A 13,224-nucleotide genomic window follows, 5' to 3' on the forward strand; every position below is an offset into this window, starting at 1 on the left:
CCCGCAGGTTCGGCGCCGGTTGCCGATATTCATCAATTCCAGTAAGGCAGCCGAAAACCGGGAGGAGCGACCACAAATGTATCGCGTCTGGAGTTTCGTCACCAGCTATTCCCTGCTGCTGATTGCGGGCGCCCTTCTGGCCCTCGTCTGGGCCAATATCGACGCCGAAAGCTATCACCACTTCGTCGACTACCCGCTGGTCGAGAACTTCTGGATCGGGCATCTGCACGCGGAAGGCGGCCACGCGACGCGGACCCTGACGCTTCATTACCTTGTCAACGACGTGCTCATGGCGCTGTTCTTCGCGATCGCTGCGAAGGAAGTCTGGGAAGCCGTGATCCTTGAAAACGGCGCGCTTCGCGGACGCAAGGCGGTCACGCCGCTCATCGCGACCGCGGGGGGGATGCTGGGACCGGTCGCGGTCTACCTGGGCCTGGCCGCCGTGCTTGGCGTCTACGAAGCCGTCAGCCGTGGTTGGGCGATCCCAACGGCGACCGACATCGCGTTTTCCTATTTGGTCGGCCGGATGGTCTTCGGCGCCGGGCATCCCGCGATCCGCTTCCTGCTGCTTCTGGCGATTGCTGACGATGCCGCGGGCCTGATCATTCTGGCGATCTTCTACCCAACGGGCGAACTTGCGCCGGAATGGTTGCTTATGTCGCTTGGCGCGGCGGTAACGGTGTTCGTGCTGTTCAACTGGCTGCCGCGCTGGCTGGACCGGGGCAACCAGCTTCGCCCGAACTCGACCTGGGTCCGCAAGCGGCTGTCCTTCCTGCCCTATCTCATCGGCGGGGCGATCAGCTGGTTCGGCTTCCAGGAGGCGGGCATTCACCCCGCGCTTGGCCTTCTGCCCATCGTGCCGACGGTACCCCACGCGGACCGCGCCTTCGGCATCTTCGCCGCGGCGGAAGAGCATCTGACCGACCTTCTGAACTGGATCGAACACCATCTGAAATATCCGGTCGAGATCATCCTGTTCTTCTTCGGCCTCCTGAACGCCGGCGTGGAGCTTTCGGCGATCTCTGAACCCACCTGGCTGGTGCTTTTTGGCCTGATTGTCGGCAAGCCGCTTGGCATCGCCATCATGGGCTGGATCGCGGCCTTCCCGCTGCGCTTCGGGCTTCCGCTGGGCATGCGGACGATCGACCTTGTGGTGATTGGCTGCGTCGCCGCCATCGGCTTCACCGTCGCGCTTTTCGTGGCCTCGGTCGCCTTTCCAAGCGGACCGGTGCAGGACGCCGCGAAGATGGGGGCGCTCTTCTCATTCGGGGCGGCGTTCATTTCCCTGGCCGTCGGCAAACTGTGCCGGGTCGAAAAGGTCCACGGCTAGGTTTCGCCACGGGTCGGCAACAAATCCTCTCCCCTTTCGGGCGGCGAAACGCCATAATGCCGCCCGGAAGACCGCGTATCGTCCCTGTTAAGAAAAGTGCCGTAAGGACGACGGAGCGAGAGCAGTGAACGGGGCGGGCAAATGCTCGAATTCATCGAAGTAAGCAAGTCCTACTGGACTGGCACAAGGCGCAAGGTGATCCTGGACCAGGCGACCTTTCGGGTCGAGCTTGGCAATTCGCTTGGCATTCTCGCCCCCAACGGCACGGGCAAGACGACGATCATCAACATGATGGCGGGCCTGGTGAAGCCAGACGAGGGCCGGATCCGCCGGGGCTGCCGCGTTTCCTTTCCGCTTGGCGTACCCTCGACGATGAACAAGCAGGAAAGCGCGAAGGCAAACGCCCGCTTTCTGGCTCAGCTCTACGGGCTTGACCCTGACTACGTCGAGGCGTTCTGCCGCTGGGTCTGCGACATTGGCGAATACTTCGACCGCCCGATGACCACCTACTCGCGTGGGATGAGCGCGCGCGTCGGGTTTGCCCTGCTGTTGGCGCTTGAATTCGACATCTATCTGATCGACGAAGGCATGCCCAGCACGACCGATGTCGAATTCAACCGCAAGGCAGGCAACCTGCTGCGCGAAAGACTTGCCAACGCCACGGTCGTCATCGTTTCCCACCAGCCCAAGACACTGGAAAAATTCTGCCGTTCGGCCGCCGTCCTGCGCGATGGGCGGCTGCACATGTTCGACACCCTCGCAGAGGCCACGCGGATGTATGAATATGCAGCCTAAGGCTACCCGTTTCCGAGTCCGCCGCGCCCAGAACGCCGCGCCTCAGACCGCTGCTTCGCCGCTTGAGGAAGAGGATGACGGCTTTGGCGACGTGCCGTTTCCGACAACGCTTTCCCCTCAGGACGAGGCCGAAATCGGGGCGATAAAGGCCGAGGGGCTTTCGGGCCATCAGCTGCGCACCGCCGCCCGGATCGCGCAGCGCCGCGGGTTTCACGCCTCGTCAGAGTTCGACGCCGTCCGCCTGCTGCGCAAGGCCGGGATAGATCCGTTCGCACGAGCGGAACTGGTCGGACTCGCGGGCCAGCCCGGTACCGAGGCGCCAACCGAAGGTCACCTGCCACGCATCGTCCCGCAGCCGGAAGCCCGCGTTCCCGCGCCGCCGATGAGCGAGGGCGAACGCGCGCGCGAAATCCTGAAGATGCAGCGCGAGATCGTCCGCCGCAGGCGCCGGTCGCTCGTCCACCTGATGATCCGGCTGGCGGCATTCATCGTCCTGCCGACGATCATTGCCGGATACTACTTCTTCGCCTTCGCGACACCACTTTACGCAACGCGAAGCGAATTTCTGATCCAGCAAGCCGACGGCAAGGCGGGCAGCCCGTTGGGCGGCCTGCTGTCGGGCACGCAGTTCGCGACGTCTCAGGACTCGATCACCGTTCAAAGCTATCTGCAGTCGCGCGATGCGATGAAGCGGCTGGACGCAGACCTGGGCTTCAAGGCGCACTTCAGCCAGGACTGGATAGACCCGATCCAGCGCCTAGCCACCGACGCGACGAACGAGCAAGCGTACAAGATCTACAAGCGAAACGTTCGCATCGGATTCGATCCGACCGAAGGCATCATCAAGCTTGAGGTGATCGCGGCGGACCCCGAGACGTCGCAGAGATTTTCCGAGGCGCTGATAAGCTACGCCGAAGAACGGGTCGACAACCTTTCGCTCCGCCTGCGCGAGGATCAGATGCAGGGCGCGCGCGAGGTTTATGAGGACGCCGAGACCAAGTTGCTGGAGGCGCAGCGCCGCGTGCAGACGCTGCAAGAGCAGCTTGGCGTCTTCGACCCGCGCTCGGAATCAGGCGCCGTCCTGTCCCAAATCGCGACGCTGGAGCTTCAGGCACAGGAAAAACGGCTGCAACTGGATCAGCTTATGGACAACGCCCGCCCGAACCAGGCGCGTGTCGAGGGCGTGCGGGGCGACATATCCCGGCTTGAAGGGGCGGTCGCGGACCTGCGCGCACAGCTGACCGGCACCAGCGGCAACGGTGGCTCCCTTGCTGCCATCACGGGCGAAATGCGCATCGCCGAGGCGGATCTGGAGACACGTCAGCTGATGCTGTCCCAGTCGCTTCAGCAACTGGAACTGGCGCGGATCGAGGCCAATCGCCAGGTGCGTTATCTCTCGACCGGGGTCAGCCCGATCGCGCCGGACGAGCCGACCTATCCCCGCGCATTCGAAAATACGGCCTTGGCCTTCCTGATCTTTGCTGGCATCTACCTGATGCTGTCGCTGACCGTTTCCATCCTGAGAGAGCAGGTCAGCGCCTGACGAAGGAGCTGCTAATGCACGATGTGACAATCGGCGGACTGACCGTCGGCAACGACAGACCCCTGACGATTATAGCTGGGCCTTGCCAGCTGGAAAGCGCGGACCATGCCCAGATGATCGCTGGCCGGATGGCCGAGGCATGCAAGGCCGCTGGCGCGCAGTACATCTTCAAGGCAAGCTACGACAAGGCCAACCGCACCTCGCTTTCGGGCAAGCGCGGCATCGGCATCGAGGCGGGACTGAAGGTGCTTGAAGGCGTGCGTGCGGCGCTTGGCATGCCCGTCCTGACCGACATTCACGACGCAGAGCAGGCGCGTGTCGCAGCCGAGGTCGTGGACGTGATCCAGATCCCGGCCTTCCTGTGCCGCCAGACCGACCTTCTGATCGCCGCGGGGGAAACGGGCTGCGTCGTCAACATCAAGAAAGGGCAGTTCCTTGCCCCGTGGGACATGGCGAATGTCGCCGCCAAGGTCGAAAGCACCGGCAACCAGCGCATCCTTCTGACCGAGCGTGGAGTTTCCTTCGGCTACAACACGCTGGTCGCGGACATGCGGTCGCTGCCGACGATGGCGCGGACGGGTTATCCCGTGATCATGGATGCGACGCATTCGGTCCAGCAACCCGGTGGCCTTGGGGGCTCCTCCGGCGGGCAGCGTGAATTCGCGCCGGTGATGGCCCGTGCCGCGGTCAGCCTTGGCATCGCCGGCGTCTTCATCGAGACGCATGAGGATCCGGACGCGGCGCCCTCGGATGGGCCGAACATGATCCACCTTGACCAGATGCCGCGTCTTCTTGAGACGCTCATGGCGATCGATGGCATAGCGAAGGCAGACCCGATCCGCGTCTGATGCGATTGGTCGCACTGCCTTGACTGCGGCAAATCCCAGCGGAAGGTCAGGAAAAGCCGTCGACCGGCACTGCCCTGATCGGCGGGCGGCGGCGCCTCAGACCGCCTGACCCGCGGCCCAACCCGACGACCAGGCCCATTGGAAGTTGTAGCCCCCGAGCCAGCCCGTGACGTCGACAACCTCGCCGATGAAATAGAGCCCCGGCACGGTTCGGGCCTGCATGGTGCGCGCATCCAGCGCGGCCGTGTCGACACCGCCAAGCGTGACCTCGGCCGTGCGATAGCCTTCCGATCCGACCGGCTTGACCCGCCATCGATGAACCGCCGCCGACAACTGATCCAGCCGCGCGTTGGACTGATCCGCCAGACGGCCCGAAAGCCCCGCCCGCGCCACCGACCAGGCAGCGACCTTGTCGGGCAGAAATGCCGACAGCGCCGTGTGCAGCGCCTGACGTCCGGACAGGCCGCGCTGCGCCGCCAGGTCGCGCGCGATGTCGGCGCCGGGAAGCAGATCGACCTCGATCTCCTCTCCCTCGCGCCAGTAGGAGGAAATCTGCAGGATCGACGGCCCGGAGAGCCCGCGATGGGTGAAAAGCAACGGATCCGTGAACGCGATCCGGCCATGCGAAATGCTTGCAGGCACCGAAACACCCGCCATCGGACGAATTGCCGCCAAATCTTGTTCCGCGAAGGTCAGCGGAACCAACCCTGGCCTGGTTTCGGTCACACGCAACCCGAAAGACTGCGCGATGCGGTATCCCAGCCCGGTCGCGCCCATCTTCGGGATCGATTTTCCACCTGTGGCCACCACGACCGACCGTGCGGCTATGCCACCCCCCCCTGTCGCGACGTGAAATCCTTCGCCCGATGGCCGCACCTCGTCGACGGAGGTGGACAATAGAAGCGTCGCGCCACCTGCGCGCAGATCCCCGACGAGCATGTCGACGACCTGACGCGCCGAGCCATCGCAGAAAAGCTGCCCCGCCGTCTTTTCATGCCAGGCTATTCCCGACCGGTCGATCCGGCCGACGAAATCGCGCGCCGTGAACCGGCTGAGCGCCGAGACCGCAAAGCGAGGGTTCTCCGAAAGGAATCGATCCGGCGAGGTGGCGAGATTCGTGAAGTTGCAGCGCCCCCCGCCCGAGATCCTGATCTTTTCCCCAGGTCGCGCCGCGTGATCGACGACAACGACGCTCCGGCCACGCCGCGCGGCTTCGCCCGCGGCAATAAGCCCGGCCGCCCCGGCACCAAGAACAAGGACATCGCAGGATTTCATCGGCAGCCCATAGCCCGATTTCTCGAAAGGCTCAACGGCAGGAGAAAGGACATTTTTGACTTGCAGCCCCTGATGCGCTTGGATATGAACCGCCGCACCGGATGGGGCGTCGCCAAGTGGTAAGGCAGCGGTTTTTGGTACCGCCATTCCCAGGTTCGAATCCTGGCGCCCCAGCCATCCAGTCTCGACATGATGGCCGTCGTTGAACGCTTGGGTCTTTGGGTCCCAACGGTGTTCTGCGTCGCCCCAGAGGGTGCCCCACGGGGCCTACCGCATCGGAGTTCATGCGAACCAGTCCCACAGCCTTGTTGTCGGTCAACTCGCCTGAGGCTAACGTCGGCGGAGATTTCCTTCGAGGTTTTCCCCGTGACCATCCCTGACTACGAAACGTTGATGCTGCCTGTACTTAGGCTCTTCGCCAATGGAGCGAAGAACGTCTCGGAGTGCTTGCCAGCAATCAAGAGGCAATTCAGCGTGACAGAGGCAGAGGCAGAGGAGCTTCTGCCAAGCGGACGTGTCACGGTGCTTCAGAGCAGGACGCACTGGGCAAGAACCTATCTGTCGAAGGCTGGGCTTCTAGAATCGCCCAAGCGCAACCTTCACGTCATCACTGCGCTGGGCAGGCAAGTCCTCGCCGAGAACCCTGAAACGATCGACAACCGCTTCCTCGATCGGTTCAGCTCATTCGCGGAGTGGCGAAGCGCCTCAGGCAGCAACCCGAAAGACTTGGGTGAAGACGCCGAACCGCCTCGGATAGACGATGGTCAGACCCCGAAGACGCCATGGATACGGCACATCGGCTTCTTCAGTCGGCTCTTCGCGATGAACTACTCTCTCTCATTCTGGAGCTTTCTCCGCAGCGCTTCGAGCGCGTTATCCTAGACCTCTTGGCAGCGATGGGCTTCGGCGGCGGCAACCTAGCAAACGGCCACATGACCAAGACGACAGGCGATGGGGGCATCGACGGTATCATTCACGAAGATGCGTTGGGCTTGGATGCAGTCTACATTCAGGCCAAACGCTACGCCCCCGACAACAAGATCAGCAGACCTGACATTCAGAGGTTCGTTGGCTCCCTGACGGGCGAAAGCGCGACCAAGGGCGTGTTCGTGACGACCTCCGATTTCTCGAAGGACGCTCAGGACTATGTAAGCCGGGTGCAGCAGCGGATCGTTCTGATCAACGGACAGCGACTTGCGGACCTGATGCTACAACACGGGGTCGGAGTGCGGGTCAGGGCAACCTACTCGATCCAGTCGATAGACGAGGACTACTTCGCCTAGGCATGCCAACTGGCGACACCGAAGAGGCTATCATGCGGATCATCCGGATCCTGTTTCGATCGACGATCGGGCTTGTGCTCGTGGTGAGTGTGGTGCTGAACCTAGCGCTGACCTTCGTAAACTTCGTCCTTCAGCCAATATGGAAGGCCGCTGCAGTCGCCACGGCCGTTGCAACGACGAAGACAGCCGCTGAGGCAAGCGAGAAGGCTGCGGTGGCCAAGACAAAGGTTCGGGAGAAGGCAAAGGGGCGCCTTCGCCGCCTGACCGTTGCCGTTCCGGTTGCAGGCGTCGCCGCTGCTGCTGCTTTCGAATACAACGACTTTTCAGACTGGCAGGAAGAAAATCCGGAGGGCACGGTGGACCAATACATTCAGGAGACCGTCGAGACCACGAAGCTGGTCATCGACGAAGTGCTTGCTGAACTTCCTGCTTGGCTGTCGATCGACAGGGACGAACTGATTGGGCAGATGGAAACCGTGTTTGCCCAGATGCGGTCTCTGGTAGGGGACTAGCGGGGCACATTGCGCTACGTCCTGGCTCGATACCGCGCGAGGCCAGTGGTGCTCTACATACGGCATTGCCAAGTTGTTGTGTCGTGAAGCCCCTGCTACAGGATCTCGGATGAAAACGCCGTCATCCATGCCGCGCCTGAAGGGCTTTCGCTTTCCCCGGGAGATCATTGCCTATGCCGTCTGGGCCTGGCGCCGTTTTGCTCTGAGCACGGCTGACGTCGAGGACCTTTTGGCCGAGCGCGGCGTGATCGTCAGCCGCGAAAGCATCAGGCTTTGGGTCAACCGTTTTGGCGGGTATTTCGCCACCCGCATCCTGCGAGACCGGCCAGCGCCTTCGGACAAATGGCATCTGGACGAGGTGGTCATCCCGATCCGTGGCAAGAAGCACTGGCTGTGGCGGGCCGTGGATGCCAATGGCGACACGCTCGACATCCTCGTGCAAACCCGCAGAAATGCCAAGGCGGCAAAGCGCTTTCTGGCAAGGCTCATCGCGCAGTTCGGCCAGCCCCGCGTGGTGATCACCGACAAACTGCGCAGCTATTTTGCGCCGATCCGGAAGCTCGCTCCCGACGCCGACCATCGGGCACACAAGGGCTTGAACAACCGGATCGAGGGCTCACACAGACCAACGCGAAGGCGAGAGAAAATCATGGGGCGCTTCAAGTCCCGACGGCAGGCGCAGAGATTCCTCGCCGCCCATGACCAGATCAACAACCTCTTCCGTCCCCGCCGCTATCGTCTCGCCGCATCTTCATACCGCCACGCACGGGCTGACGCCTTCAGCCTGTGGAACGGCTATGCGCTCGAGATGACCGCATAAGCGCTCACGCCACGCCCCCTTGCGCCCACGATCACGCAACTTGGCAATGCCGACGCAAGATATCGAACGAATTCGACGCGATTTCAAGTCTGGAGCCTACAGTTGCCTGCGAGAATTTTGTTTCAAGCCAGTCTCGCAAGCGTATTGAAAGCGATGTCGCGCAGCCAAAGGTTAGCCGGATCTGCATTGTATCTTGCATGCCAGTGAATCTTGACCTCGAAGCCTTCGATCGGGACGGGACATTCCGCCACGGTCAATCCTGCCTGTCCCGCGAGGGCGTTCCCGATATGACGCGGCAACGTCGCTACCAGATCGGACGACGTCAGGACCGAGGGCAAGCCCAGGAACCCAGGGAGGCTGAGGGCAATCCTGGGCGCGATTCCGGCGGTTTCAAGCGCGGCACGCAACAGGGACTGTCCGGTTCCGTTCGTCACCTCGACATGTTCGGCAGCGGCAAAGGCGTCTCGGGTCAAGCGGCCCAGCGGATGGGCAGACCGGTAGATCGAGACCCAACCCTGAGCGTAGAGGACGCGCTGGTAGAAACCCGCGTCGAGACCCGGGATCAGACCGATCGCGATATCGGCCTCGCCATTGGCAAGCCGCTCGGCCAGGCCACCATCGATCGCGCTGGCCTCCAGGCTGGCCCTCGGAGCCTCACGCCGGATCGTGGCGAAAAGATGGGGCAGCAGGGTCAGGTGACTGGCATCGCTCATCGCGACGCGAAAACGCCGGGTGGACCGCGCCGCATCGAAGGTCGCGCGGTGCCGGCTCAGCGTCCGGACGTCCTCAAGCGCGCGGCGGATCGGATCGATCAGGTGGTCGGCCAAAGGCGTCGGCGTCATCCCGCCGGGCATCTGCACGAACAACGGGTCTCCGTAATGCGCCCGTAGCTGACCCAGGCCGATGGACACGCTCGGCTGGCTGAGCCCCAGCCGGGCCGCGGCCCTGGTGATCGAACCGGTCTCGTAAACGGCGTGGAAAAGGCGCAGCAGGCGCAGGTCGAGATCGGACATATTGTTCGTTCTTATGGTAACTATATATTGCATTGCATAGAATTATTCTGGCGCTTCGTCCATGTCTCTCCCAAAGGTCACAAGGAGGGCTTCCATGGACATTGCCGTACTCGGAGCAGGGTCGCTCGGCTCTGTCATCGGCGGGCGGCTGGCGAAATCCGGCCATGCCGTCACCCTTATCAACCACAATGCCGCCTATGTCGAAGCGGTGAACCGCGAAGGGCTTGTCCTGAACGAGGCCGGGCACCGCGGCGTTGTCCAGATCACGGCCCGGAAAACGTCTGAGGGGTTGGCACCCGTCGACCTGGTGATCGTGCTGGTGAAGAGCTTCCATACCGAGGAGGCGATCTGCGCCGCTTCCGGTCTGATCGGACCCGGGACCACGGTCATGTCGCTGCAGAACGGGCTCGGACAGGAAGAGATACTTGCCCGAGTTGTCGGGGCCGAAAGGGTCATCGCCGCCAAGACCTATGTTGGCGGCGTCATGACGGCGCCGGGCGTGGTCTCGGCCGGGACGGTCGGCAAAGAGACGATCATCGGCGAATTGTCGGGCGAGGTTACGTTCCGGGTGCAGGCCATCGCGACCGCGTTCGAGGAGGCCGACCTGCGCTGCATCGCCTCGCACAACATCCGGGGCGCGATGTGGGACAAGCTGCTGGTGAATGTCGCCACAGGGGCGCTGGCGGGGATCACGCGGCTGAACTACGGCAACCTCTACGACATCCCCGAGATTGCCGATACCGCGGTCAAGGCGGTCGCCGAGGCCATGCACGTCGCGGCCGCTCTCGGCATCAGTCTGGCAACCACGAATCCACAGGCTGCCTGGGACAAGGCGGCCGCCGGCCTCGGCTTCGACTTCAAGACCTCGATGCTGCAGAGCCTGGAAAAAGGGTCGCGAACCGAAATCGACTTCATCAACGGCGCGGTTACGCGCGCGGGCGCGAGAATGGCGGTACCGACACCGGTCAACGACACGCTCGTCGCCTGTATCAAGGGGATCGAACGGGCGCTCGACCCGAAGACGGAAGGACAGGCAGCATGACCCGCGGCTATCTCGAACATGTGGCGATCCGGGTCCGGTCGCTGGCACCGCACCTGGCATTCTTCCGCGATGTCTGCGGCATGGAGATCCGGGACGAGAAGATCATCGGCGGGCTCAGGCAGGTCTGGGTGACCGGAGGTATCCAATTCATCGAGGATCCGGCCTTCGAGGGCCCCGAGGGGCGCTTTGCCCATCTCGGCATCTTTGTCGATGACCTGGACTCGGCACTGGACCCGCCCGGGCGCATGACGTGACGGTGCTGCCCAAGGGGCGCAACTGGCTGCTTCTGCCCGACGGGCTGGAAGTGGAACTGGACCAGGCGCGCGGCGACTCGGTCGCCCGGGCGTTGTCGATCGATGCAAGGAACGGATGAATGGCCGACTGGACCTACTTTGACGACCTCAAGGGCGGCGAGAGGGGCATGACGCCCAAGGTGACCGTCACCAAGGAGATGATCCGCGCCTACGCCGATCTGACCGGCGACCATACGCCGATACACATCGACGAGGAGTTTGCCAGGAAAAGCCACTTCGGCGGTATCGTCGCGCATGGCCTGTTCGGCCTCGCGCTTGCCGACGGGCTGAAGACGCAGTCCGACCTGCAGTTTCCGCCCGGAGCCTCGCTGGGCTGGGAGTGGGATTTCGCCCGGCCGATCTATGCCGGGGACGAGCTGCAATGCACCTTCACCGTGGGCTTCATGCGCCCGACGTCCAAGCCGGGCTGGGGCATTGTCCATCTGGAAAGCGAACTGATCAACCAGAAGGGCGAAGTGGTCCAGAGGGGCCGCCACAAGCTGATGATCCTGCGCAACCCTCAAGCCGAGGATGCCGTGAAATGACTCAAGACCTTCCGCTCGATGGCATTCGGGTCATCGATTTCACCCACTTCCTCGCTGGTCCGCATCTCAGCCGCTCGCTCGCGGCCATGGGCGCCGACGTGATCAAGGTCGAGCGCCCCAAGGGCGGCGACGCAGGCCGTTACCACCCGTATTTCAAGGACGGCCAGTCGGGGTATTACCTGCAACAGAACATGGGCAAGCGCGGCATATGTCTGAACCTGAAGGACCCGCGCGGCATGGACCTTATGAAGCGGCTGGCGAAATCGGCGGATGTGTTCGTCGAGAACTTCCGCCCCGGTGCGCTGGCCAAGCTCGGCCTTGGCTACGAGGCACTGTCGCGGGAAAACCCGGGCCTCGTGTACTGTTCGATCTCGGCCTTTGGCCACACCGGTCCGAAAAGCGACAAGCCGGGGTTCGGACTGATCGCCGAGGCGATCTCTGGCGCGATGGCGCAGTTGGGCGAGCCTGACCAGGCGCCGCCCCTGATGCGGATGCCGATCGCCGACATGTATACCGGGATGCACGGCGTCGCCGCGGTCAACGCCGCGCTCTTGGGCCGCGTCAAGTCCGGCCGGGGCCAGCACATCGACCTTGCGCTCTATGACTGCATGGTGTCGATGCACGACTACGCCGTGCAGCAGTACTTCCTGTCGGGTGGCACAGTCGTGCCGAAAAAACACGGCTCCCGCCAACCCGAGAGCACCGTCTACGGGGCGTTCCGCGCCAAGGATGGCGATCTGGTGATCGCCGCGCAGGTGGACGACGCCTGGGCGCGGCTGGCGGGCCTGATCGGCGGCGCGGCGCTGAACGATCGCTTCCTCACGCCTGCGGGTCGCAACGACAACCACGCCGAAGTTTATGCGCTGGTCGAGGACTGGACCGGTCAGCAAGACAGCCTTGCCCACTGCATCGCCCAACTGGACGCGGCCGAGGTTCCCGCCGCGCCGGTGCAGACCGTCGACCAGATCGTGCGCGACCCGCAGATCCTGGCCCGTGGCATGCTGATCGAGCAGGATCATCCCGTGCTGGGCAAGGTGACACTGCCCAACTTGCCGTTCCGGTTCTCGGGCTGCGACACGACCCCCCGATGCGTGGCGCCGCTGCTCGGCCAGCACAATGCCGAGATCGCCGCCGAGCTTGGCTACGATGCGGCCGAGATCGCGGCATTCAAGGACGACGGTGTGTTCTATGCGGAGGAAGCCGCAGGATGACCGACCGTTACGCCGTATTCGGCAATGCGGCCACGACCGACCGCGACTTCATCTATGCTCAGCGGGTCCGATTGGCTGGTTCTGATGGTTTGCTGGCCTTCTCTCACAAGCCCCTCGGCCGACACGGGCGCCAGCGCATTTCTGGAAGAGGCCGACCGACTGTCATTCCCTGATGGGCCAACCTTCGCTCCCGGTTGGGCCTCATGAATTTCCCTGTTAGGGCGCGTAGGCAATTTTCGAATAAGACACTGTTATTTTTGGGAAAAGAGTGCAGATTTCGAGAGAATTCGACCGGATTCCGCGAGGTCCCCTGTTATTTTCCCTGTTAGCAGGGAACTTCCGAGCCGAGACCGGTTAGCTCGGGACTGCCTGCACAGCCATCCAGCCTAGACATGATGACCGTCGTTGAACGCTTGGGTCTTTGGGTCCCAACGGTGTTCTGCGTCGCCCCAGAGGGTGCCCCACGGGGGGCGTCGGCCCCGCCCTCCTCCTGAACGAACTTCCAGTTTGACATGAGGCTGCAGGCAGGCGCGCCAAGGCGAACGTCGAAAAAATTTTTCGTGCCCGAACAAGGACTAAGCGACGGCGCGCTACGCCAATGAGAACAAACACTCGCAATCGTCAGTACGATGACCTATCTAGGGCGGGCATCTCTATTTTTCGAACCTGTTCCTTCTGGCTCAGCTTTGGACTTTCAGCTTTGCCAAGTCGCCA

At 62.9% G+C, this 13,224-nt stretch carries 16 protein-coding genes and 1 tRNA gene; 15 read left to right on the top strand and 2 right to left on the bottom strand.

Features of this window, described 5'->3' with window-relative positions:
* The first annotated feature begins 76 nt into the window (after positions 1-76).
* From OEW28_RS09275 to kdsA, 4 genes are all read left to right on the top strand, one after another.
* Positions 77-1,330: a Na+/H+ antiporter NhaA gene (locus OEW28_RS09275; RefSeq protein WP_263734483.1), complete on the top strand. Its 1,254-nt coding sequence runs from the start codon at positions 77-79 to the stop codon at positions 1,328-1,330.
* A gap of 141 nt (positions 1,331-1,471) precedes the next feature.
* Positions 1,472-2,125 (top strand): ABC transporter ATP-binding protein, encoded by a 654-nt coding sequence (locus OEW28_RS09280; protein ID WP_263734484.1) that lies wholly within the window; start codon positions 1,472-1,474, stop codon positions 2,123-2,125.
* A complete protein-coding gene (locus OEW28_RS09285; RefSeq protein WP_318527517.1) occupies positions 2,115-3,668 on the top strand; it encodes a capsule biosynthesis protein in 1,554 nt (517 codons plus the stop codon). Before OEW28_RS09280 ends, OEW28_RS09285 begins: the two co-directional genes overlap by 11 nt.
* Positions 3,669-3,682: 14 nt before the next feature.
* Positions 3,683-4,516, top strand: a complete 834-nt coding sequence (kdsA, locus tag OEW28_RS09290; protein WP_263734486.1) for a 3-deoxy-8-phosphooctulonate synthase — start codon at positions 3,683-3,685, stop codon at positions 4,514-4,516.
* A gap of 96 nt (positions 4,517-4,612) precedes the next feature.
* Here kdsA and OEW28_RS09295 read toward each other — a convergent pair whose 3' ends face one another.
* Positions 4,613-5,791 (bottom strand): BaiN/RdsA family NAD(P)/FAD-dependent oxidoreductase, encoded by a 1,179-nt coding sequence (locus OEW28_RS09295; protein ID WP_263734487.1) that lies wholly within the window; start codon positions 5,789-5,791, stop codon positions 4,613-4,615.
* 102 nt (positions 5,792-5,893) lie between these two features.
* On the opposite strand from OEW28_RS09295, the gene OEW28_RS09300 reads away from it, so the two are divergent.
* The 5 genes from OEW28_RS09300 (at position 5,894) to OEW28_RS09320 (ending at position 8,406) form a co-directional block, all read left to right on the top strand.
* A tRNA-Gln gene (locus tag OEW28_RS09300) sits at positions 5,894-5,968 on the top strand.
* 189 nt (positions 5,969-6,157) lie between these two features.
* Positions 6,158-6,673, top strand: coding sequence for a winged helix-turn-helix domain-containing protein (locus OEW28_RS09305; RefSeq protein ID WP_263734488.1), 516 nt, complete (start codon positions 6,158-6,160; stop codon positions 6,671-6,673).
* 14 nt (positions 6,674-6,687) lie between these two features.
* Entirely contained in the window at positions 6,688-7,074 is a 387-nt protein-coding gene (locus OEW28_RS09310) for a restriction endonuclease (RefSeq protein ID WP_263734953.1), read from the top strand.
* Positions 7,075-7,106: 32 nt separating this feature from the next.
* The gene (locus OEW28_RS09315) at positions 7,107-7,586 is read left to right on the top strand and encodes a hypothetical protein (protein ID WP_263734489.1); all 480 of its coding nucleotides are present in this window, start codon (positions 7,107-7,109) and stop codon (positions 7,584-7,586) included.
* 109 nt (positions 7,587-7,695) lie between these two features.
* Entirely contained in the window at positions 7,696-8,406 is a 711-nt protein-coding gene (locus OEW28_RS09320) for an IS6 family transposase (RefSeq protein ID WP_263734954.1), read from the top strand.
* Between the two features lie 122 nt (positions 8,407-8,528).
* Here the strand turns inward: OEW28_RS09320 and OEW28_RS09325 are convergent, their stop codons facing one another.
* A complete protein-coding gene (locus OEW28_RS09325) occupies positions 8,529-9,419 on the bottom strand; it encodes a LysR family transcriptional regulator (protein WP_263734490.1) in 891 nt (296 codons plus the stop codon).
* Between the two features lie 94 nt (positions 9,420-9,513).
* On the opposite strand from OEW28_RS09325, the gene OEW28_RS09330 reads away from it, so the two are divergent.
* The 6 genes from OEW28_RS09330 to OEW28_RS09355 are packed head-to-tail and all read left to right on the top strand — an operon-like array spanning position 9,514 to position 12,683.
* Positions 9,514-10,461, top strand: coding sequence for a ketopantoate reductase family protein (locus OEW28_RS09330; RefSeq protein ID WP_263734491.1), 948 nt, complete (start codon positions 9,514-9,516; stop codon positions 10,459-10,461).
* On the top strand, positions 10,458-10,715 hold the full coding sequence (locus OEW28_RS09335; protein WP_263734492.1) for a VOC family protein: 258 nt from the start codon (positions 10,458-10,460) through the stop codon (positions 10,713-10,715). Before OEW28_RS09330 ends, OEW28_RS09335 begins: the two co-directional genes overlap by 4 nt.
* Complete coding sequence (locus OEW28_RS09340) at positions 10,712-10,834, top strand: hypothetical protein (RefSeq protein WP_263734493.1); 123 nt, start codon at positions 10,712-10,714, stop codon at positions 10,832-10,834. The genes OEW28_RS09335 and OEW28_RS09340 overlap by 4 nt, the downstream gene beginning before the upstream one ends.
* Entirely contained in the window at positions 10,835-11,299 is a 465-nt protein-coding gene (locus tag OEW28_RS09345) for a MaoC family dehydratase (protein WP_263734494.1), read from the top strand.
* Positions 11,296-12,510 (top strand): CaiB/BaiF CoA transferase family protein, encoded by a 1,215-nt coding sequence (locus OEW28_RS09350; protein ID WP_263734495.1) that lies wholly within the window; start codon positions 11,296-11,298, stop codon positions 12,508-12,510. Before OEW28_RS09345 ends, OEW28_RS09350 begins: the two co-directional genes overlap by 4 nt.
* The gene (locus OEW28_RS09355; protein WP_263734496.1) at positions 12,507-12,683 is read left to right on the top strand and encodes a hypothetical protein; all 177 of its coding nucleotides are present in this window, start codon (positions 12,507-12,509) and stop codon (positions 12,681-12,683) included. Before OEW28_RS09350 ends, OEW28_RS09355 begins: the two co-directional genes overlap by 4 nt.
* Positions 12,684-13,224: the final 541 nt, after the last annotated feature.

It is taken from the genome of Albidovulum marisflavi (assembly GCF_025751435.1).
Classification (GTDB): domain Bacteria; phylum Pseudomonadota; class Alphaproteobacteria; order Rhodobacterales; family Rhodobacteraceae; genus Albidovulum; species Albidovulum marisflavi.